Annotated in this window: 19 protein-coding genes and 5 tRNA genes; 23 read left to right on the top strand and 1 reads right to left on the bottom strand. The window is 38.7% G+C overall.

What is annotated here, in order from left to right; all coding sequences use genetic code 11:
- Positions 1-3 precede the first annotated feature (3 nt).
- From CVT08_RS06705 to CVT08_RS06685, 5 genes are all read left to right on the top strand, one after another.
- Positions 4-2142 (top strand): type I secretion system permease/ATPase, encoded by a 2139-nt coding sequence (locus tag CVT08_RS06705; protein ID WP_021085509.1) that lies wholly within the window; start codon positions 4-6, stop codon positions 2140-2142.
- Positions 2143-2144: 2 nt separating this feature from the next.
- Positions 2145-3611 carry an HlyD family type I secretion periplasmic adaptor subunit gene (locus CVT08_RS06700; protein ID WP_103570822.1) on the top strand — a complete coding sequence of 489 codons (1467 nt, stop codon included), beginning with the start codon at positions 2145-2147 and terminating at the stop codon, positions 3609-3611.
- Positions 3611-4108, top strand: a complete 498-nt coding sequence (locus CVT08_RS06695) for a DUF5416 family protein (RefSeq protein ID WP_107856818.1) — start codon at positions 3611-3613, stop codon at positions 4106-4108. The genes CVT08_RS06700 and CVT08_RS06695 overlap by 1 nt, the downstream gene beginning before the upstream one ends.
- Before the next feature lie 17 nt (positions 4109-4125).
- A complete protein-coding gene (locus tag CVT08_RS06690) occupies positions 4126-4761 on the top strand; it encodes a response regulator transcription factor (protein WP_021085439.1) in 636 nt (211 codons plus the stop codon).
- Between the two features lie 124 nt (positions 4762-4885).
- Positions 4886-5380, top strand: a complete 495-nt coding sequence (locus CVT08_RS06685; RefSeq protein ID WP_230855916.1) for a transglutaminase-like cysteine peptidase — start codon at positions 4886-4888, stop codon at positions 5378-5380.
- On the opposite strand, the gene CVT08_RS06680 is transcribed toward CVT08_RS06685, so the two are convergent.
- A complete protein-coding gene (locus CVT08_RS06680) occupies positions 5377-5625 on the bottom strand; it encodes a hypothetical protein (protein ID WP_002941090.1) in 249 nt (82 codons plus the stop codon). The genes CVT08_RS06685 and CVT08_RS06680 overlap by 4 nt on opposite strands.
- Positions 5626-5882: 257 nt before the next feature.
- Here CVT08_RS06680 and CVT08_RS06675 point away from each other — a divergent pair.
- The 18 genes from CVT08_RS06675 (at position 5883) to iadA (ending at position 22858) form a co-directional block, all read left to right on the top strand.
- Positions 5883-5958, top strand: a tRNA-Thr gene (locus CVT08_RS06675).
- A gap of 52 nt (positions 5959-6010) precedes the next feature.
- Positions 6011-6095: transfer RNA gene (locus CVT08_RS06670), tRNA-Tyr, on the top strand.
- A gap of 7 nt (positions 6096-6102) precedes the next feature.
- Positions 6103-6179, top strand: a tRNA-Gly gene (locus tag CVT08_RS06665).
- Positions 6180-6303: 124 nt separating this feature from the next.
- Positions 6304-6378: transfer RNA gene (locus CVT08_RS06660), tRNA-Thr, on the top strand.
- A gap of 73 nt (positions 6379-6451) precedes the next feature.
- Positions 6452-7651 carry an elongation factor Tu gene (tuf, locus tag CVT08_RS06655; RefSeq protein WP_002941132.1) on the top strand — a complete coding sequence of 400 codons (1200 nt, stop codon included), beginning with the start codon at positions 6452-6454 and terminating at the stop codon, positions 7649-7651.
- Between the two features lie 53 nt (positions 7652-7704).
- Positions 7705-7863, top strand: coding sequence for a 50S ribosomal protein L33 (gene rpmG, locus CVT08_RS06650; RefSeq protein WP_002941157.1), 159 nt, complete (start codon positions 7705-7707; stop codon positions 7861-7863).
- A gap of 19 nt (positions 7864-7882) precedes the next feature.
- Positions 7883-7958: transfer RNA gene (locus CVT08_RS06645), tRNA-Trp, on the top strand.
- 17 nt (positions 7959-7975) lie between these two features.
- Entirely contained in the window at positions 7976-8155 is a 180-nt protein-coding gene (secE, locus tag CVT08_RS06640; RefSeq protein WP_002941070.1) for a preprotein translocase subunit SecE, read from the top strand.
- Positions 8156-8166: 11 nt separating this feature from the next.
- On the top strand, positions 8167-8700 hold the full coding sequence (gene nusG, locus CVT08_RS06635; RefSeq protein WP_180385147.1) for a transcription termination/antitermination protein NusG: 534 nt from the start codon (positions 8167-8169) through the stop codon (positions 8698-8700).
- 10 nt (positions 8701-8710) lie between these two features.
- Positions 8711-9136: a 50S ribosomal protein L11 gene (rplK, locus tag CVT08_RS06630; protein WP_021092996.1), complete on the top strand. Its 426-nt coding sequence runs from the start codon at positions 8711-8713 to the stop codon at positions 9134-9136.
- A 59-nt stretch (positions 9137-9195) separates the two neighbouring features.
- On the top strand, positions 9196-9897 hold the full coding sequence (gene rplA / locus CVT08_RS06625; protein ID WP_107856676.1) for a 50S ribosomal protein L1: 702 nt from the start codon (positions 9196-9198) through the stop codon (positions 9895-9897).
- A 103-nt stretch (positions 9898-10000) separates the two neighbouring features.
- Positions 10001-10486, top strand: coding sequence for a 50S ribosomal protein L10 (rplJ, locus tag CVT08_RS06620; RefSeq protein WP_103567743.1), 486 nt, complete (start codon positions 10001-10003; stop codon positions 10484-10486).
- 29 nt (positions 10487-10515) lie between these two features.
- Positions 10516-10893 (top strand): 50S ribosomal protein L7/L12, encoded by a 378-nt coding sequence (gene rplL / locus CVT08_RS06615; protein WP_009294518.1) that lies wholly within the window; start codon positions 10516-10518, stop codon positions 10891-10893.
- 118 nt (positions 10894-11011) lie between these two features.
- Entirely contained in the window at positions 11012-15157 is a 4146-nt protein-coding gene (gene rpoB, locus CVT08_RS06610; protein WP_107856675.1) for a DNA-directed RNA polymerase subunit beta, read from the top strand.
- Positions 15144-19658 (top strand): DNA-directed RNA polymerase subunit beta', encoded by a 4515-nt coding sequence (rpoC, locus tag CVT08_RS06605; RefSeq protein WP_107856674.1) that lies wholly within the window; start codon positions 15144-15146, stop codon positions 19656-19658. Before rpoB ends, rpoC begins: the two co-directional genes overlap by 14 nt.
- Positions 19659-19790: 132 nt before the next feature.
- A complete protein-coding gene (locus tag CVT08_RS06600; protein WP_107856673.1) occupies positions 19791-20180 on the top strand; it encodes a DoxX family protein in 390 nt (129 codons plus the stop codon).
- A 135-nt stretch (positions 20181-20315) separates the two neighbouring features.
- Entirely contained in the window at positions 20316-21728 is a 1413-nt protein-coding gene (gene nhaC, locus CVT08_RS06595; RefSeq protein ID WP_107856672.1) for a Na+/H+ antiporter NhaC, read from the top strand.
- The gene (iadA, locus tag CVT08_RS06590; RefSeq protein ID WP_107856671.1) at positions 21725-22858 is read left to right on the top strand and encodes a beta-aspartyl-peptidase; all 1134 of its coding nucleotides are present in this window, start codon (positions 21725-21727) and stop codon (positions 22856-22858) included. Before nhaC ends, iadA begins: the two co-directional genes overlap by 4 nt.
- The last annotated feature ends 20 nt before the right edge of the window (positions 22859-22878 follow it).

The raw sequence follows: 22878 nt of genomic DNA, 5'->3' as shown, positions 1-22878 counted from the left end.
TAGATGCATAGCGACAAGATAAAAGACGAACTGCTTCAATGTTTGGTGATATTTACCAAACTACATAATAACCCATATAGTGCCGATGCTTTGACTATCGGTCTGCCTGTAAAAGATGGCGAAGAGATCGAGCTTTTTTCACTAAAGAGCTCGAAGTCTTTATTTTCTCGTGCAGCTTCACGTGCTGGCTTTGCATCGACGCTTGTCAGAAAAGACCTTGATCAAATTTCGCCTTTAGTTTTGCCTTGTATCTTGATGCTTAGAGGTAAAAAAGCTTGCATCTTGCAATCTTTCAGCGAAGACAAAAAGATGGCAAATATCATCACGCCTGACCTTTCAACTGGCACAAGCACGATAGAAACAAGCAAGCTAAAAGATGAATATCTAGGCTATGCTTATTATCTAAAACGTGAATTTGTCCCAGAAGATACAAGCTCGACAAAGCTTATCGACGCTGGCAATGACCACTGGTTTTGGGGCACTTTAAAGCGCTCTAAGAAAATTTACTTTGACGTCGTGATAGCAAGCTTTATCATAAACTTATTTGTCCTTGCAAGCCCGCTCTTTACGATGAACGTCTATGACCGCGTTGTGCCAAATAACGCAGTTGAGACACTTTGGGTTCTAGCGCTTGGCGTGAGCGTCGTTTATGGCATCGATCTATTTTTAAAATTTGTTCGTTCATATTTTCTTGAGATCGCAGGCAAGAAGAGTGATATCATCATGAGCTCGATCCTCTTTGAGCGTGTAATGGATATGAAATTTAGCAATAAGCCAAAGTCGGTTGGTTCATTTGCTAGCAACTTGAAAGAATTTGACACAGTTAGAAATTTCTTCTCATCTGCGTCGCTTGCTGCCATTGTGGATCTGCCATTTGCGTTAATCTTCTTGATAGTTACCTACTTTATAGGAAGCTACCTTGTGCTTGTGCCTATCGTTATTATGATAGCTATTTTGTGCTACACATTTTTTATAAAAGATCCGCTTCAAAACGCGATTAAAAGCACATTTGAAGCTTCAGCTATGAAAAATGGAATTTTGATAGAGAGCCTTAGTAGCTTAGAGACCATTAAAACTCTTGGTGCTAGCGGCCATGTGCAGTGGAACTGGGAAGAGGCGACTGGCGAGATAGCAAATAGAAGTATCAAATCAAAAATAATCACCACTTCGATCACGACAGTTACGTCGTTTTTGGTGCAGTTAAATACTATCGCTATCATCGTTCTTGGTGTCTATATGATACAAGATACGCACCTTACTATGGGTGGTTTGATCGCTGCTGTTATGCTTAGTTCTCGTGCGATTGCCCCTATGGGTCAAGTAGCCTCACTAGCTGCAAATTTCGAGCAGACAAAGACAGCTTATCAAAGCCTTAGCAAGATCATGCAGATGCCAGTTGAAAGACCTGAGGGCAAGAAATTTGTTAGAAGAAATTCTTTTGATGGCAAGATAGAGTTTAAAAACGTTAGCTTTACATATCCAGACACCACAAAAGGCTCACTTGATAGGATAAATTTTGTCATTCAACCGGGTGAGAAAGTAGGCATCATCGGTAGAAATGGCTCTGGTAAGACAACCTTGCAAAAGATAATCCTAGGTCTTTACGCACCGACTGAGGGCTCAGTGCTAATTGATGGTATCGATATAAATCAAATAGACCCAGCCGACCTTAGAAGAAATATCGGCTACGTGCCACAAGATGTTGTGCTATTTAAAGGAACGGTTAGAGAAAATATCGTTCAAAAAGCTCCTTATGTCGATGATATGCAGATCATTAAGGCGGCTAAGGTAAGTGGCGTCGATGAATATGTCAATGCTCACCCACTTGGTTTTGATATGCCTGTCTTTGAAAGAGGCGATGGCATCAGTGGCGGTCAGCGTCAAAGTATAGCCGTGGCTAGGGCATTTTTGCTTGATAGTCCTATCATCTTGCTTGACGAGCCTACAAATTCGCTTGATAATACAGTTGAGAGCAAGTTAAAAGCAAATTTAAAGGTAAATACCGTAAATAAAACTATGATTTTAGTAACTCACAGAACATCGATGCTCGATCTTGTTGATAGGCTCATAGTGATGGACAACGGTAAAATTTTACTAGATGGTCCAAGAGACGAAGTTTTAGCTAGACTTAGTGGGAAGTGATTATGCAAGAAGATATAAAAAATCAACAAAATGAAAATTTAAAGCCAGACGAAAAGCCAGTTCAAAAAAGCGACATAAAAGATCAAGAGAGCGCTGGAGATCAAATTTTAAATAGCGTAGATGGCATCAAGTCAAACATTCAAGCTAAAAACTACGATGCTTATGACTTGAAATTTATGTCAAGCCTCTCAGAAGCAGTTTTGGCAAAAGCTCCATCAACCTCAAAAAAGATACTTTATGCAGTTAGCATAACTGTATTTTGGCTACTTCTTTGGGCTTCGTGGGCGCAGATAGATGAGATAACAAGAGGTAGTGGCAAGATCATCCCATCAGGCAAAAACCAAGCGATACAAAACCTTGAGGGCGGTATCGTAGATCAAATTTTTGTAAAAGAGGGCGATGAGGTTAAAAAAGATCAAATTTTAATCAGGCTTGATAATAAAAACTTTACAAGTAGCTACGGCGAGTCAAAGCTAAGACTTGATGAGCTTCAGGCTAAATTTATGAGGCTTGATGCTGAAGCAAATGATAAAGAATTTGACTATAACGAAACAAGAGATGCGAACAATAGCAAGGCTATAAAATACGAGATAAGCTTGCATAACTCAAACATCGATCACTTAAATGAGCAAATAGGAATTCTAACAGAGCAGATCCATCAGCGCCAAAGCGAGCTAAATGAGCTTAGAAATAAAATTTCTCAAACTCAAAATAGCTACAACCTTGTTTTAAAAGAAAAAGCGATCATGGAGCCTATCTTTAAAAAAGGTCTTGTTAGTGAGGTCGAGTATATCCAGCTTCAAAGACGTGTAAATGACCTAAAGGGCGAGCTTGACGCATCTGTGCTTGCTGTACCAAGGGTCGAATCAACCATAAAAGAGGCGAAAAATAAGATAGAAGAGGCAAAGCTAGCGTTTAAAAATAATGCAAAAAAAGAGCTAAACGAAGTCTCTGCTGAGATCGCAAGGATAAACGAGTCGCAAATCAGCCTAAGCGACAGGGTTGAAAGAACTTATGTAAGATCTCCGGTAAATGGTATCGTTAGTAAGATGATGGTGCATACCGTCTCAGGCGTTATCAAGCCTGGTGAAAACATAGCTGAGATCGTCCCGCTAGAAGATAAGCTCATCGCCGAGGTAAAGGTTAAGCCAGCTGACGTTGCATTCTTAAGACCTGGACTTGATACGATGGTTAAATTTACGGCGTATGATTTTAGTATTTATGGCGGCTTAAAAGGCAAAGTAACGCAGATCAGTGCCGATACCGAGACAAATGAAAAAACAGGCGAGAGCTACTATCTAGTCAGGATAGAAACTGAGAAAAACTATCTTGGTAGCGAAGAGAAGCCGCTTAGGATAAAGGTTGGTATGATAGTTTCAGCTGATATCATCACTGGTAAAAAGACGATACTTGACTATCTGTTAAAACCTATCTTAAAAGCAAAACAAAACGCTTTAACGGAGCGATAATGCAAAAGTCAGCTAGCTTTGAGCGAAATTTTAACGAATATCAAATTTCAAGAGCAAAGCTGACTGATGAATTTGTCATTGTAAATGATGGCAAAATATGCGATTTAATCGGAAGAGAGATTGTCAAATTTCTCTTTAAAGACTGCGAAAAAAGCTTTGATGAGGTGATAAATTTAAAAAGTGAAAATTGCATAAATTTATCTGGCGTGGAGATCAAAGATGAGCTTATAAAGAGTATCAAAATATCTATTGGTGGCTACGATGAAAGCAGCGATAGCTTGGACTTTGATCTAAATTTACTATCTCTTAGTGTGCCATATAGATACGCCATATCAAATGGTTGTTTTGAGATGAGTATCTTTTTAAAAGAGAGCAAAGAAGTGGTTGAGAAATTTTTATCCACTTTTAGTTATAAATTTGAGGCAAATAGTGGCAAGGAGCGCTACTTGATCGTTTTCGTAAATGAGTCAAAAATTTACGAGCAAACCTATATGTGATATAAGGAAATATAATTATGAATGTGGTTTTTTTTACTCAAAATGGTTCGCTTAATAATCTTTGGCGAGGGTATTTTTCAGATGACGATGTGAAATTTACTCACAACAAAAAGGATTTTTTTGCAAATTTAAACGACGAGGTTGATATCGTCGGTATCGATACAAATGCTTTTAAAGATAGTCTTGATGAAAATATTAAAACCATTCATGAAAGTTTTCCAAATATAAAATGTCTAATCCTTGCAAACGAACCAAAATTTAGCGAAGGCAAACATCTACTGGCTCTTGGTGTCAAAGGATATGCAAACTCACACATGAGAAAAACGCACTTTGAAGATGCCTTTGAGACGATTTTAAATGGCAAAGTTTGGCTTTATCCAGAATTTATCCAAGCGATGATCGGAGAACTAACTGGCTCATATATAAATAATGAAAGTGAAACCTTAGAGAAAAAGTCTGATCTAAGCGAGCTTAGCTCACGTGAAAAAGAGATCGCAAACTTAATCTACCAAGGTCTAACAAATAATGAAATTTCAGAGCAAACAGGTATTACTTTAAGGACGGTAAAGGCGCACACTACGTCGATTTACAGCAAGCTAAATGTGAAAGATAGAATAGGTCTTGTGCTTTTGATGAAGCAGCTGCATGCGTAAAATTTTGCTTCTTTTCTTTTTTGCTTCTTTTCTTTTTGCAAATAATTTTGAAATTTCTCCAAAAAATATATCTCAATGCAAAAATCAAATTTGCAAAAATATCCTAAATCACTATGCAAATTTTATGAAAAAAATAGAACACGAAAGCTTTATCAGAAAGCTAGAGCTCATAAATTCATACTTAAATTCTTTGATGCCAAGATATGATGATTTTTACAATACAAATATAGATGTGTGGAGCACTAGGGGCGAGTTTTTAAGGCGAGGTGGCGGAGACTGCGAAGAGTACGCGATATCAAAGCGTGATAGCCTAAAAGATCTTGGCGTGGATAATCAAAAATGCCTTCTAGTGGTTCAAGAAAAAAATACAAAAAAATATCATATGGTGCTAGCTGTTTGGGAAAATTTAAACAAAGAGCCTTTGATACTGGATAATCTAAGCTTTAGAGTTTTGCCGCTTTCAAAGCGCTACGACTTAGTGCCAGAGTATTGCTTGATGGATGGGAAATATTTTAAGATAAAAAAAGATGGCATAAATTTAGAGCCAGTGAATATAAGAATGCAAACTTACGAAAATTTGATAAAAAAGGAAAAAGAAGAGAAATTTTGGAAGAACTAATCTTCCAAGTCGATGTCTATTTTTTCAACATTTGTTGTAATATCTTTAGTATTTTTTTCAATGTTATGTTTATTTTTCTCGATTAGTGATCTGTTTTGACCTATAAGGTCTCTATTTTCTTTGATACCATCACTGTTTTGCTCGATCATTTTGCTTAGTGTCGCTATCTTTTTTTCATAGCGGATCATTAAGAAGTAGATCACATAAATTAGCAGTAAAATTACCGCCCAAGGTAAAAATTGCATATTAAATCCTTTGTAATTTTTCGTAATTATAGAAATTTTAGCTTTTAAAAAAAATAAAACTATGAAAATATGAAATTTTATATATGTAAAATTTATCTTTGTTTTTTGGTAAAAGTGGTTCAGTCTAGCGGGTGTTTTTGAAATTTTTTATAAATTCTATAGATTTTTGATTGCAAAAAAATTAGATAAAATATTTTTCAAAATCTCCTTGACTTTTATTTTATTTTGGGCTATAATTGCCACTTCACAAAACAGGTGCTGGTGTAGCTCAGTTGGTAGAGCTACTGCCTTGTAAGCAGTGGGTCGGCGGTTCAAGTCCGTTCACCAGCTCCATTTTGTAACAGTGTTTGACCAGAAAATACCAAAATAACTTATTAATGTTTAAGGTGAGATACTCAAGCGGCCAACGAGGGCAGACTGTAAATCTGCTGACTATGTCTTCCGTGGTTCGAATCCACGTCTCACCACCATTGTTATGCGGGAGTAGCTCAGTTGGCTAGAGCATCAGCCTTCCAAGCTGAGGGTCGCGGGTTCGAGCCCCGTTTCCCGCTCCAAAATTTGGGAAAGTAAACTGGGAGCTGTATCTAGATTTTACTAAACACAGTTATTCCATCTTTATTTTCATGAATTTTTAGTTGTTTGTATGTTGATTAAAATCATCTCAGCCAAGCGTTTTTCGCTCATATGGCTCAGAGGTAGAGCACTTCCTTGGTAAGGAAGAGGTCGCGGGTTCAAGTCCCGCTATGAGCTCCACTGGTTTATATGATTTTATATTACTATACGAATTTGAATTTAGATAAAGACACATATCATAACGGAGGAAAAGATGGCTAAAGAAAAATTTTCACGCAACAAGCCACACGTAAACATAGGCACTATCGGTCACGTTGACCATGGTAAAACTACTTTAACAGCTGCAATATCTGCTGTTCTTTCACGCAAAGGTCTTGCTGAGCTAAAAGATTATGATAATATTGATAATGCTCCAGAAGAGAAAGAGCGTGGTATTACAATTGCTACTTCACACATTGAGTATGAGACAGAAAAACGTCACTATGCTCACGTTGACTGCCCAGGCCACGCCGACTATGTAAAAAACATGATTACAGGTGCTGCTCAAATGGACGGCGCTATTCTAGTTGTTTCTGCAGCAGACGGCCCAATGCCACAAACAAGAGAGCACATTTTGTTATCTCGCCAAGTTGGTGTTCCTTATATCGTTGTTTTCATGAACAAAGCAGATATGGTTGATGACGCTGAGTTACTTGAACTAGTTGAAATGGAAATTCGCGAACTACTTAACGAGTATAATTTTCCAGGTGATGATACTCCAATAGTTTCTGGTTCAGCACTTAAAGCTCTTGAAGAGGCAAAAGCTGGACAAGACGGCGAATGGTCAGCAAAAATTATGGAACTAATGGATGCGGTTGATAGCTATATCCCAACTCCAGTTCGTGCTACAGATAAAGATCTTCTTATGCCAATCGAAGATGTTTTCTCAATTTCAGGTCGTGGTACAGTTGTAACAGGTAGAATTGAGAAAGGTGTTGTAAAAGTTGGCGACACAATAGAAATCGTTGGTATCAAACCTACACAAACAACAACAGTTACTGGTGTTGAGATGTTTAGAAAAGAGATGGATCAAGGTGAAGCTGGCGATAACGTTGGTGTTCTTCTTCGTGGTACTAAAAAAGAAGACGTTGAACGTGGTATGGTTCTTTGCAAACCTAAATCAATTACTCCTCACACAAAATTTGAGGGTGAGGTTTATATTCTAACTAAAGAAGAGGGCGGTCGCCACACTCCTTTCTTTAACAACTATAGACCACAATTCTACGTAAGAACAACTGACGTTACTGGTTCTATTACATTACCAGAAGGCACAGAGATGGTTATGCCAGGTGATAACGTAAGAATTTCTGTTGAGCTTATCGCTCCAGTTGCACTTGAAGAAGGTACTCGTTTTGCTATCCGTGAAGGTGGTAGAACTGTTGGTTCAGGTGTTGTTTCAAAAATACTTGGTTAATTTATAAAATTATGCCAAAGGGGAAACCCTTTGGCTTTCTATAAGGAATATATATGAGAATTAAAATCGGTTTAAAATGCTCTGAGTGTGGTGATATCAATTATACTACTACAAAAAACAGCAAAACCACTACAGATAAGGTTGAGCTCAAAAAATATTGCCCAAGATTAAAAAAACATACTGTTCATAAAGAAGTTAAGTTAAAAAGCTAATTAAGAATAAGTAGCTATTAGGGCAATAGCTCCAACGGTAGAGCGCTGGATTCCAAATCCAATGGTTGGGGGTTCGAATCCCTCTTGCCCTGCCACAATTAAGGTTAAGATTATGGAAAAATTTATAAATTATATAAAGCTATCTAAATTGGAAATAATGAAAGTTATCTTTCCTACTAAAGAACAAATTAGAAATGCTTTTATTGCAGTTTTTATCGTGGTCGCTGTTGTTTCACTTTTTTTAGCTCTTGTTGATGTCATTATGTCCTTTGTTCTTTCTAAAGTTATATAGGATAAGGAAAAATAATGTCACATAAATGGTATGCTATACAAACTTACGCTGGTAGCGAAATGGCAGTAAAAAGAGGAATTGAAAATTTAGTTAGAGATCACGGTATTGAAGATCAACTAAAAGAAGTTATAGTTCCAACAGAAGACGTAATAGAGATAAAAAACGGTAAGCAAAAAATTAATGAAAGAACTCTTTATCCTGGATATGCTTTTGCATGTTTAGATCTTGATACAGCTCTTTGGCATAAGATTCAGTCTTTGCCAAAGGTTGGACGTTTTATCGGTGAGGCTAAAAAGCCTACACCATTGACTGAAAAAGATATAAATACTATCTTGGAGAAAGTTCAAAAAAGAGCGGCACCAAAACCTAAAATATTTTTTGAGGATGGTGAAAGCGTTCGCATAACAGAAGGTCCTTTTGCTAACTTTACAGGTATCGTTGAAGAATACGATATGATACATGGCAAGCTTAGACTCAATGTTTCTATTTTTGGTAGAAGTACCCCTGTTGATATTTTGTATTCACAAGTTGAGAAGATAATTTAAGGAGCAAGAAATGGCTAAAAAAGTTATAGGTGAAATAAAATTACAAATTGCCGCAACAAAAGCAAATCCTAGCCCGCCAGTTGGTCCAGCATTAGGACAAAAAGGCGTTAATATTATGGAATTTTGTAAAGCCTTTAATGAAAAAACAAAAGATATGGTTGGATTTAATATCCCAGTTGTTATTACTGTTTATGCTGATAAAAGTTTTACATTTATCACAAAACAACCACCTGCTACGGACCTTATCAAAAAGGCTGCAGGTATAACAAAAGGAACAGATAATCCTTTAAAAAATAAAGTAGGTAAATTAACAAAAGCTCAAGTTTTAGAAATAGTTGAGAAAAAACTTGTTGATTTAAATACAAACGATAAAGAGCAAGCAGCTAAGATTATTGCTGGTTCAGCTCGTTCAATGGGTGTCGAAGTAATAGACTAAAACCTTTACCGTCAGGTTGATTTTCAAAAGACGGAAGCAATTTATATGCGGAGAAATTTATGGGAAAAACTAGTAAGAGATTTCAAGAATTGCTCAAAAAAGTAGAGCAAGATAAAATTTATAACCTTAGTGAGGCTATCGATACAGTTAAAACTTTAGCTTCTGCTAAATTTAATGAGACAGTTGAGATTGCATTGAAATTAAATGTTGATCCAAGACATGCTGACCAAATGGTTCGTGGTTCAGTTGTTTTACCTGCTGGTACAGGTAAAGTTGTAAGAGTTGCTGTTATAGCAAAAGACGCTAAAGCTGATGAGGCAAAAGCTGCTGGTGCTGACATAGTTGGTGCTGATGATCTAGTTGAGGATATTCAAAAAGGTGTAATGAATTTTGATGTTCTTATAGCTACTCCAAATTTAATGGGTCTTGTAGGTAAAGTCGGTAGAATTTTAGGACCTAAAGGTCTAATGCCAAATCCAAAAACTGGAACAGTTACAATGGATGTTGCACAAGCTGTTAATAATGCAAAAAGTGGTCAAGTAAATTTCCGTGTTGATAAGCAAGGAAATATACACGCAGGTCTTGGTAAGGTCAATTTTACTAAAGAACAATTAAATGAAAATATTTCAACATTTATTAAAGCTATTAATAAGCATAAACCTGCGACTGCAAAAGGTAGATATGTAAAAAATGCTTCATTGTCATTAACAATGAGCCCTTCTGTAGCTCTTGATACTCAAGAGGTTATGGACTTAAAATAAGAATTTAGACAAATTTATATCTTAGATTGGAGATAGCCGAGGCCATTGGGCTTAATTGATTCGACCCGCTCTGCTTGAAATTACCGGTCGGAAAGGAGAAAAAGTGACACGTAACGAAAAAACTGAAGTTGTTGCAAAATTAGAGAGTGAATTTAAAACTGCTGAAGCTATTGTAGTTTGTGACTATCGTGGTCTTTCAGTTAAAAAACTTGAAGTTTTAAGAAATTCTGCAAAAGAACAAAATGTAAAAGTTCAAGTTATTAAAAATACTCTTGCAAATATTGCTCTTAAAAATTCTGATAAAGTCGGAATGGAACTTAAAGATACAAACATCTATCTTTGGAGTGAAGATCAATTAGCAGTAACTAAAGTAGCCGCAAAATTTGAAGAGGCTAATGCTGACCTTTTCAAAATTAAAACAGCATATATTGATGGCGAAGTTGCAAGCGTTGATAAAGTTAAAGCTCTATCTAAAATGCCTAGCCGTGATGAGCTTATTGCGATGCTTTTGCAAGTTTGGAATGCGCCAATTCAAAATTTCACAATTGGTTTGAATGCGCTTAAAGAGAAAAAAGAACAATCAGCTTAATTAAATTAAAAAATAATAAGGATTAAAAAATGGCAATTACAAAAGAAGACGTATTAGAGTTTATATCTAATCTTTCTGTACTTGAACTTAGCGAACTTGTTAAAGAGTTTGAAGAGAAATTTGGCGTTAGTGCAGCTCCTGTAATGGTAGCTGGTGGTGCAGCTGCTGCTGGTGGTGCAGCTGCTGCTGAAGAAAAAACAGAATTTAATATCGTTCTTGTTGATTCTGGTGATAAGAAAATCAACGTTATTAAGGTTGTTAGAGCACTTACTGGTCTTGGTCTTAAAGAGGCTAAAGACGCAGTTGAGGGAACTCCATCTGTTCTTAAAGAAGGCGTTAGCAAAGATGAAGCTGAAGCAGCTAAAAAAGAGCTTGAAGAGGCTGGTGCTAAGGTTGAACTTAAATAATTTTTTATTATTTAGGCTTAATATTTCAAGAGAGGGCAGAGGCTCTCTCTTTTTTAAATTTTAGATGCCTTGTTAAAAGGCTATACTTTTCTTTCAAAATTACCACGAGGTAGATGCAATGTTAAATAGCTTATACTCAGGAAATCGTCTTAGAGTTGACTTCTCTAATGTCGTTAAAGAGATAGACGTTCCGAACCTACTACAACTACAAAAAAAGAGCTTTGATAATTTTTTAAATCTAAATAACAATCAGACAGAAAGCGGTATCGAAAAAGTTTTTAAATCGATTTTTCCTATACATGATCCGCAAAATCGTTTGACTTTAGAATATGTTAGTTCAGAGATTGGAAAACCAAAATATACAATCAGAGAGTGCATAGAAAGAGGTCTTACATACTCTGTAAATTTAAAGATGAAAATACGCCTTATCGTCCATGAGAAAGATGATAAGACTGGTGATAAAGTTGGCGTTAAAGATATAAAAGAGCAAGAAATTTTCATACGTGAAATTCCGTTGATGACAGATAGAATTTCATTTATTATAAATGGTGTTGAGCGTGTTGTTGTAAATCAACTTCATAGAAGCCCTGGCGTTATCTTTAAGCAAGAAGAGAGTGCGACTGTTGCAAATAAACTTATCTATACAGCCCAAATAATCCCAGATCGTGGCTCTTGGCTACACTTTGAATATGACACAAAAGACATTTTATATGTTAGGATAAATAAGCGTAGAAAAGTGCCTGTAACTATCTTGTTTAGGGCATTAGGATATAAAAAACAAGACATTATTAAGCTATTTTATCCGATACAAAATTTAGTTATTAAAAATAATAAATTTTTAACTCTTTTCAATCCAGAGGATTATCTAGGAAGAGTTGAATATGATATAAAAAATGAAGATGGAGAGGTTCTTCACCAAGCTGGCAAGCGTCTAACAAAGAAAAAAGCTGATAAATTAATCGAAGATGGCATTAAATTTGTCGAGTATCCGATCGAAGCACTTATCGGCAGATATTTGGCAAACCCTGTGATAAACACAGAAAGCGGTGAAATTTTATATGACACACTATCTGCTCTTGATGAAAATAAACTTGCAAAAATTTTAGCTGAGCATGAAAGTATCGAGATCATAAACAACTCTGCAGCTGGTGTTGACGACGCTATTATAAATTCATTTATCGCTGACAATGACATGCTTAAAGTTTTAAAACAAACTGAGGGCGTTGATGATGAAAATGACCTTGCTGCGATTAGAATTTATAAGGTTATGAGACCTGGCGAGCCAGTAGTTAAAGAGGCCGCAAAAAGCTTTGTAAATGATATATTATTTAACCCTGAAAGATATGACTTAACAAAAGTTGGTCGTATGAAGATGAACCATAAGCTCTCACTTGATGTGCCAGAGTATGTTACGTTACTAACTAGCGAAGATATCATCAAAACTGCAAAATATCTTATAAAAGTTAAAAATGGACAAGGTCACATTGATGACCGCGATCACCTTGGTAATCGCCGTATAAGATCGATCGGTGAGCTGCTTGCTAGCGAGCTTCACCTTGGTTTTGTTAAGATGCAAAAGGCTATCCGTGATAAATTTACAAGTCTAAGCAACAATACTGATGAGATCATGCCTTATGATCTTATCAATCCAAAAATGATCACAGCGACAATTATGGAATTTTTCACAGGCGGTCAGCTAAGCCAGTTTATGGATCAGACAAACCCACTTAGTGAGGTTACTCACAAGCGCCGTCTATCTGCACTTGGCGAGGGTGGCTTGGTAAAAGAGCGTGCTGGATTTGAGGTGCGTGACGTTCACCCAACTCACTACGGCAGAATTTGTCCAGTTGAGACCCCAGAAGGTCAAAATATCGGTCTTATAAACACTCTTTCAACTTATGCAAAAGTAAATGACCTTGGCTTTGTTGAGGCGCCTTATAAAAAGGTCGTCGATGGCAAAGTGACTGATGAGATAGTCTATCTAACAGCGACTCAAGAAGAGGGCAATGTTATCGCTCCAGCATCAACTAAGCTTGATGAAAATGGACATATTGTTGAGGATTTGATCGAGGTTAGAAAAGAGGGCGAGATGATGCTTGCTCGTAGAGAAGATGTTACCTTGATCGACCTTTGCTCTGGTATGATAGCCGGTGTTGCGGCTTCGCTTATCCCTTTCCTAGAGCACGACGACGCTAACCGTGCGCTTATGGGATCAAACATGCAGCGTCAAGCGGTGCCACTACTTCGTTCAACTGCTCCTATCGTTGGAACAGGTATGGAGAGTGTTATCGCAAGAGATGCTTGGGAGAGCGTAAAAGCAAAACGAGGCGGCGTGGTTGAAAAGGTCGATAATAAAAATATCTTTATCCTTGGTGAAGATGAAGCTGGTCCATATATCGATCACTACTCTTTAGAGAAAAATTTGAGAACAAACCAAAATACGACATTTTCACAACATCCTATCGTTAAAAAAGGCGATGAGATCGTTACTAATCAAATCATAGCTGATGGTCCAAGCATGGAAAAAGGCGAGCTAGCTATCGGTAAAAACGCACTAATCGCATTTATGCCTTGGAACGGCTACAACTACGAGGACGCAATCGTCATTAGTGAAAAAATGATACGTGAAGATGCCTTTACGAGCGTTCACATCTACGAAAAAGAGATCGAGGCTCGTGAGCTAAAAGACGGCGTTGAAGAGATAACAAAAGATATACCAAACGTCAAAGAAGAGGAGCTTATGCACCTTGATGAAAGTGGTATTGTTAAAATCGGTACAGAGATCAAGCCTGGCATGATCCTTGTTGGCAAAGTATCTCCAAAAGGCGAAGTTAAGCCAACTCCTGAAGAAAGACTTTTGCGTGCGATCTTTGGCGAAAAAGCTGGTCACGTTGTAAATAAATCACTCTATGCTTCAGCTTCGATGGAAGGCGTGGTTGTTGATGTTAAAATTTTTACCAAAAAAGGTTATGAAAAAGATAGCAGAACAAACAAAGCCTACGAAGAAGAAAAGACGCTTTTAGAAAAAGAGCACCACGATAGATTGCTTATGCTAGATCGCGAAGAGATGCTAAAAGTCACAGCGCTTCTTTCTAAAAACCCACTAGCGAGTGATCAAGAGGTAAATAAAAAAGAGTATAAAAAGGGCTCAAAGATTAACAAAGCTGACTTTGAGAATATCAACAGATTTACCCTAAATGCTATCGTAAAGAGCTTTTCAAAAGATATCCAAAAGAAATATGATGAGCTAAAAAATTACTTCCAAAATGAGAAGAAAAAGCTTAAAGAAGAGCACGACGCTAAGATAGAAATTTTAGAGAAAGATGACATTTTACCAAGCGGCGTTGTAAAACTTGTAAAAGTTTATATAGCTACAAAACGCAAACTAAAAGTTGGCGATAAGATGGCTGGACGTCACGGCAACAAAGGTATCGTTTCAAATATAGTTAGAGAGGTCGATATGCCTTATCTTCCAAGCGGACAGATCGTAGATATCGTGCTAAACCCACTAGGCGTTCCAAGCCGTATGAATATCGGTCAAATTTTAGAGAGCCACCTTGGTCTTGTTGGTTACCGCTTAGGCGAGCAGATTAATCAAATTTTTGAGACCAAAAAGGGCGAGTGGATAAAAGAGCTAAGAGCTAAGATGATAGAGATCGCAAGCGTTGCTAAGCTAATGGACGCTAAAAAAGCTCTTGGTAAGATGAGCGATGAGAAGCTTCTTGAGTATGCAAAAGACTGGAGTAATGGCGTAAGATTTGCAACTCCGATTTTTGAAGGCGTTAAGGCTGACGAATTTGCAAAGTTATTTGAGATGGCAAAGATAGATAGTGACGGCAAAACTGAGCTATATGACGGACGCACAGGCTCAAAGATAAGAGAACGCGTTAATGTTGGTTGTATGTATATGCTAAAACTTCACCACTTGGTTGATGAAAAAGTTCACGCAAGAAGTACTGGACCATATAGCCTTGTTACACAACAACCAGTCGGCGGTAAGGCGCTATTTGGTGGTCAAAGGTTTGGTGAGATGGAGGTTTGGGCACTTGAGGCTTATGGTGCTGCTCATACACTAAGAGAGATGCTAACTGTAAAATCAGACGATGTCGAGGGAAGACTTTCTGCTTACAAAGCTTTAACAAGAGGTGAAAACGTTCCTGAGACTGGTATCCCTGAGACGTTCTTTGTTCTAACAAACGAGCTAAAATCACTAGCTCTTGATGTGGAAGTATATGATGAGGATGAGACAAATGAAACTAACTAATTTAAAACCAGTTGAGATAAAAGAAGAGCATAGACCTCGTGATTTTGAAGCTTTTCAACTTCGTTTAGCAAGTCCTGAGAAGATAAAATCTTGGAGTTATGGCGAGGTTAAAAAACCAGAAACTATCAACTACCGCACGCTAAAACCTGAGCGTGATGGCTTATTTTGTGCCAAAATTTTTGGACCGATCCGCGACTACGAGTGTCTTTGCGGTAAATATAAAAAGATGCGTTATAAGGGCATCAAGTGCGAAAAATGCGGTGTTGAAGTAACAACATCTAAGGTTCGTCGCTCTCGCATGGGCCACATCGAGCTTGTAACTCCAGTGGCTCATATCTGGTATGTAAATTTCTTACCAAGCCGTATTGGTGCACTTCTTGGTATCAAGATGAAAGATCTTGAGCGCGTACTTTACTATGAGGCATATATTGTTGATAATGCTGGCGAGGCTTATTATGACAATGAAAATTCTAAAAAAGTTGAAAAATATGACGTTCTAAACGAGGAGCAATACCAAAGCCTAGCTTCAAGATATGAAGAGAGTGGCTTTACGGCAAGAATGGGTGGCGAGGTCATCTATGATATGCTAGCTGAGCTTGATCTAACTCAAATTTTAAATCAGCTACAAGAAGAGATGGAGGCTACAAATTCTGAGGCTAAGAAAAAGACTATCGTAAAACGTCTAAAGGTTATCGAGAGCTTTTTAAATTCAGGCAACCGCCCAGAGTGGATGATGATAACAAATTTACCAGTTCTTCCGCCTGATCTTAGACCACTTGTTAATCTTGATGGTGGTAAATTTGCTGTTTCGGACGTAAATGATCTATATCGCCGTGTAATAAATAGAAATAGTCGTCTAAAACGTCTGCTCGAGCTTGACGCACCTGAGATCATTATAAGAAACGAAAAGAGAATGCTTCAAGAGGCTGTTGATGCGCTATTTGACAATGGCCGCAGAGCAAATGCAGTAAAAGGCGCAAATAAGCGCCCACTAAAATCACTAAGCGAGATCATCAAAGGTAAGCAAGGCCGCTTCCGTCAGAATTTGCTAGGTAAGCGTGTTGATTTCTCTGGACGTTCTGTTATCGTCGTTGGTCCAAAGCTAAAGATGGATCAGTGCGGTCTTCCAAAGAAGATGGCTTTAGAGCTATTTAAGCCACATTTGCTTGCTCGCCTTGAAGAAAAAGGCTATGCGACAACCGTTAAGCAAGCTAAAAAGATGATAGAAGATAAGACAAATGAGGTTTGGGAGTGTTTAGAAGAGGTTGTTAAAGACTATCCAGTCATGCTAAACCGTGCTCCGACACTTCACAAGCTTTCTATCCAAGCGTTTCACCCAGTGCTTGTTGAGGGCAAGGCGATCCAGCTTCACCCACTAGTTTGTGCGGCGTTCAACGCTGACTTCGACGGCGACCAAATGGCTGTTCACGTGCCACTATCTCAAGAGGCTATCGCTGAGTGTAAAATTTTGATGCTAAGCTCAATGAACATCTTACTTCCTGCAAGTGGTAAGGCTATCACAGTCCCTTCACAAGATATGGTTTTGGGAATTTATTACCTAAGCTTAGAGAGAAATGACGAAAAAGGTGCAAATAAAATTTTCTCAAGTGTTGATGAAGTAATGATCGCTGAGGAGGCTAATACCCTTGGCCTTCACGCTAAAATTAAGACAATGGTTGATAATAAGATCATCTTCACAACGGCTGGTCGCTTGATCCTAAGAGCGATACTACCTGATTTTGTCCCTGAAAATATGTGGAATAAGATCATGAAGAAAAAAGATATTGCAAATTTGGTTGATTATGTTTATAGAAATGGCGGCCTTGAAGTAACGGCTGACTTCCTTGATAAGCTTAAAAATTTAGGTTTTAGATATGCTACAAAAGCGGGAATTTCTATCTCTATCGCAGACATCATCGTGCCAGATAGCAAGCAAAAGTATATCGACGAAGCTAAGAAAAAAGTTCGTGAAATTCAAAAACAATACGGCGCTGGTCTTTTAACAGATAGTGAGAGATACAACAAGATCATCGATATCTGGACAGATACAAACAACAGTGTTGCAAGCGAGATGATGAAACTTATCCAAAGTGATAAAGGCGGATTTAACTCAATTTATATGATGGCTGACTCAGGTGCAAGAGGTAGTGCGGCGCAAATTCGTCAGCTAGCTGGTATGCGTGGTCTTATGGCAAAACCAGATGGCTCGATCATCGAAACACCGATCATTTCAAACTTCCGTGAAGGTCTAAACATAATGGAGTACTTCAACTCAACCCACGGAGCTAGAAAAGGTCTTGCAGATACCGCGCTAAAAACTGCCAACGCTGGTTACCTAACAAGAAAACTAATCGACGTTGCTCAAAACGTTAAAGTCACAATGCACGACTGCGGTACTCACGAGGGCGTTGAGATCACAGATATCACAGAGAGTGGCGAGCTAATAGAGAGCCTTGAAGAGAGAGTATTAGGCCGTGTTTTAGCAGATGATGTGATCGATCCTATAACAAATGAAATTTTATTTAGCGAAGGCACATTGCTTGATGAAGAGAAAGCTAAGGCCATAACAGAAGCTGGCATAAAATCAGTAAGCATTAGAACACCTATCACGTGCAAGGCGCCAAAAGGCGTTTGCGCAAAATGCTACGGCTTAAATTTGGGTGAGGGCAAACTTGTAAAACCAGGCGAGGCTGTCGGTATCATCTCGGCTCAATCAATCGGCGAGCCAGGCACTCAGCTAACGTTAAGAACATTCCACATTGGTGGTACGGCTTCTACTGAGCAACAAGACCGCCAAGTCATCGCTCAAAAAGAGGGCTTTATTAGGTATTACAACCTTAGTACATACGAGAACAACGGCAAGAAAATCGTTGCAAACAGAAGAAGTGCAGCTGTGCTACTTGTTGAGCCAAAGATAAAATCAACAATTGATGGTAAAATCGAGATCGAATATGCTCACGAAGACGTAAATATCGTTATCAAAGGCAAAAAAGAAGAGATCAAATATACCATCAGAAGAAACGATCTTGCTAAACCAAACGAACTAGCTGGCGTTAGCGGTAAGATCGAAGGCAAGATGTATATCCCTTATGCAAATGGCGACAAAGTAAAAGAAAACGAAAGTATCGTCGAGATCATAAAAGAGGGCTGGAACGTTCCAAATCGTATCCCTTATGCTAGTGAGCTTAAAATTTCAGATGGCGATCCAGTAACTAGAAAGATTACCGCAGATGCAAATGGTGTTGTTAAATTTTTCATACTAAAAGGTGACTTCCTTGATAGACTAAAAGATATCAAAAAAGGTCACAAAGTAACTGAAAAAGGCTTCTTTGTTGTCGTCTCTGACAAGGATGGACGCGAGGCAGTTCGCCACTACATCCCAAGAAATTCTATCATCCAAGTATCAGATAATGATGCGGTAGAAAGAGCGACAGTGGTCTCACTACCTGAAAAAGATGACAAGCTAATAATCGCTGAGTGGGATCCATACTCAACTCCAACTATCGCAGAGGAGGCTGGTGTGGTTAGCTTTGAAGATATCGAGCCAGGATATAGTGCGACTGAGCAAGCTGACGAGGCAACTGGTCAAAGACGTCTTGTTATCAACGAGTATTTGCCAAGCGGCGTAAAACCAGCGATCATTATCACTACAAAGAGCGGACATTTGATCAAGTATCCGCTTGATCCAAAAACTGCGATCTTTGTGTCAAGTGGCGACGAAGTAGCTCAAGCTGACATTTTGGCTAAGACTCCAAAAGCTGTTGCCAAGTCAAAAGACATTACCGGTGGTCTTCCAAGAGTTAGTGAGCTATTTGAAGCAAGACGCCCTAAAAATACAGCTATCGTTGCAGAGATCGATGGCGTTGTTAGATTTGACAAGCCACTTCGCTCAAAAGAGCGCATCATCATCCAAGCAGAAGATGGCACGACAGCTGAGTATTTGATCGAGAAGAGCCGCCAGATCCAAGTAAGAGACGGCGAATTTGTCCATGCTGGTGAGAAACTAACAGACGGACTTATCTCAAGCCATGATATTTTAAGAATTCTAGGTGAAAAGGCGCTTCACTACTATTTGATCAGTGAAATTCAGCAAGTTTATCGCCGCCAGGGTGTTGCGATCGCTGATAAACATATCGAGATCATCGTCTCTCAAATGCTTCGCCAAGTCAAAATCGTCGATAGTGGTAATACAAATTTCATCGTTGGCGACATGGTTTCAAGAAACAAATTTAAAGAAGAGAACGAGCGCATTATGAAAATGGGTGGCGAGCCAGCTATCGCTGAACCGATCCTTCTTGGTGTTACAAGAGCGGCTATCGGAAGTGATAGTGTGATCTCTGCTGCGTCATTCCAAGAGACAACTAAGGTCTTAACAGAGGCTTCAATCGCTGCTAAATTTGACTATCTTGAAGATCTAAAAGAGAACGTCATCCTTGGACGTATGATCCCAGTTGGTACTGGTTTTTACAAAGACAAAAAGATAAAGATCAAAGAAAACTAATATATTAAGCCCCGCTTTTGGGGCTTAAACCTCTCATAAATTTCCCACTTAAATTTACAAAATTTCAAAATTTACAAGCCATTAATCAATATTAAATAAAATCCCTAACTAAAAATATGTAACGGAGATATTATGAAAAATGTTGATCTTGGACTCTTATTTCTACGCTTAGGTCTTGGAATTTGCCTTTTTATGCACGGCTTTGGCAAAATTTTACACGGAGTTGGCGGCGTAAAGAGCATTTTAATTGATGCTGGGCTACCTAGTTTTCTGGCGTATTTTGCCTATCTTAGCGAGGTCTTAGCCCCTATAATGATCGCTGTTGGCTTTTACTCAAGGCTTGGCGCGCTCCTAGTTTTTGGCTCTAGTCTTGTCATTTTGTATTCATATTTTGGTTTGTCAAATTTACTTGAACTAACTAATGTAAATGGCTTTAAAGCAGAGCTTATATATCTTTATATCGCTATGTCACTTTGCATCATCTCGACTGGTAGCGGCAAATACGCTATCAAGCAAGACTGATCTAAATTTAGCACATATCAAATGTGCTAAATTTTCACACATTTTATTTAAATTTTAATTTTATTTTATTTTTTTATAACAATTTAAGTTTGTAGCCTTTAAATTCAAAAGTATCTCAAATTTAAAGGACACATGATGAACTCTATAAAAAAAGAGCCTTCGTTTCTGCTGGCCCTTACGCCTATCTTGGTTATGATCGTAGGCCTTGCGCTTGGCGTTGGTTATATGAAGCTAAAGGTCGAGCCTATCATCCTTATCGCTGCTCTTGTGGCTGGTGGCATCGCTTGGAGACTAGGATATAGCTGGAGCGAGCTTCAAGAAGGAGTGATAGAGAAAATTTCAAGCTCACTGCCAGCGCTTATGATACTTTGGGCAGTCGGTCTGCTTATTGGATCGTGGGTATTTTCAGGCACTATACCTATGATCATCTACTACGGTGTGGATCTTATAAGTCCGCAATATCTAGTCCTAACTGCTTTTGTCATCGCAGCAATCATCTCAACTGTAACTGGCACATCTTGGGGTTCTGCTGGCACAGTTGGCGTCGCTATTATGGGCATAGCTCAAGGTCTTGATGTAAATTTAGCGGCAACTGCTGGCGCGGTAGTTGCAGGAGCATACTTTGGCGATAAGCTCTCTCCGCTCTCAGATACGACAAATCTAGCTCCGATAGCAGCTGGAAGCGAGCTTTATGAGCACATCAGACATATGTTTTATACAACTATCCCAGCAACTATTGTTGCGATAGCGGCTTATCTATTTTTCGGTAGCGAGGCTGCAAGTAGTGGCGCAAATGTTTCAGAGTCGGTTTTGGCGCTTCAAGGTCAGCTTGATAAAATTTTTCACTGGAACATCATCTTACTTTTGCCTGTGCTTTTTGTCTTGGCTGGCTCGGTGCTAAAGTGGCCAACGATACCTGTCATGATCATCGCATCTCTATTTTCAGTGCTTCTTGGTGTGATCGTTCAAGATTTTAGCCTTAAAAATGGCTTTATCTCAGTGATGACTGGCTTTAACGTCACGATGAGCGGCATTAATATGGAGTTTTCAAAAGATATCACGAAGCTTCTAAACAGAGGCGGCGTGAGCTCGGTAAATTCAACCACCATCCTAGTCATCTGCGCTATGGGCTTTGCTGGTATCATCTCAAAAACTGGCATGCTTACAAAGGTGCTTCACACCATCATGGCAAAGGTCAAATCAACAGCAGGCGTCATCATCTCAACCATCGGCTCATGCCTAACTGTTGCATTTGTCACAGGTAGCTCATATCTTTCTATCCTCATCCCTGGCGAGATGTTTAAAGACTTTTATAAAGAGAAAAATTTAGCAGCCAAAAACCTATCAAGAACACTTGAAGACTCTGGCACCGTGATCGTCCCACTCATCCCTTGGTCAGCAGCAGGTGCATATATGACAGCCACGCTTGGCGTGCCAACGGTAGAGTATTTACCATGGGCGATACTAAACTACATGGGCGTTGTCTTTGCAATCATTTTAGCACTTACTGGCATCGGCATAGCTAAGATAAACAAGGACACCAAATGATACTTATAAAAAACGCCAAAATTTACTCGCCAAAATTTCTTGGTAAAAAAGATATATTTATATGTAATGGCAAGATCGTCTGCATAGCTGAAAATTTAGAGCCAAATTTACCAAATGTAAAGGTGATCGACGCTTCAAATTTAGTAGCCATACCAGGTCTCATCGATAAGCATGTGCATATCACTGGAGGAGGCGGAGAGGGCGGCTTTAAGACTAGGGTGCCTGAGATCATGCTATCAAATTTAATAGAAGCTGGCATAACGACAGCTGTTGGACTACTTGGAACTGACAGCACGACAAGAAGCGTTGAAAATTTAGTCGCAAAAGCACACGCACTAAACGACGAGGGTATCACATGCTACGCTCACACTGGCGCATACAGCTCTAAAACGCCAACCATAACTGGCGAGATCGAAAAAGATATTGTCTTTGTTGATCCGATAATTGGCACCAAGCTAGCCATAAGCGACCACCGCTCATCAAGCGTGAGCAAAGATGAGCTAGCTCACATAGTCTCCGCTGGCAGGGTGGCTGGTATGATCAGCTCAAAGTCAGGACACACCACGCTTCACATGGGTGACGGCAAAAAGGGCATAAATTTGATTTACGAAGTGCTAAATGAGTACGACATGCCTATTACGCTATTTCAGCCAACGCACGTAAATAGAAACGAGGAGCTTTTTAAACAAAGCTTTAAATTTATAAAAGATGGCGGCTATATCGACTTTACCTGCATGCCAGGACTTACGCCACTTGAAGCTGTAAAGCGTATCAAAAAAGAGAATTTACCGACAAATAAGATAACAATTAGCTCAGATGGCTTTGGTAGCTACTCTAGCTATGATAGCGACGGAAATTTACTAAAGATTGGCATCGCTAGCGTCAAGAGCTTATATGAAGAGTTTATAAATTTCGTAAAAGATGACTTTAGTATCGAAGAGGCGTTGCCATATTTTACGACAAACGTGGCAAAAAGTGTGGCTTTGCAAAATAAAAAAGGCGAGATAAAAGAAAATTTCGATGCAGATATTTTGCTAATCGATGAGAAATTTGAGATTAAATTTGTCGTTGCAAAGGGTGAAATTTTAAAAGATGACAGTGGTTTTATCAAAAAAGGAACGTATGAATAACTCCAACTTATTAACCGTTA

It is taken from the genome of Campylobacter concisus, from assembly GCF_003048835.2.
Lineage (GTDB): Bacteria > Campylobacterota > Campylobacteria > Campylobacterales > Campylobacteraceae > Campylobacter_A > Campylobacter_A concisus_D.
The sequence above is the reverse complement of the archived record's forward strand: the minus strand, read 5'-3'. Positions and strand labels throughout refer to the sequence as shown.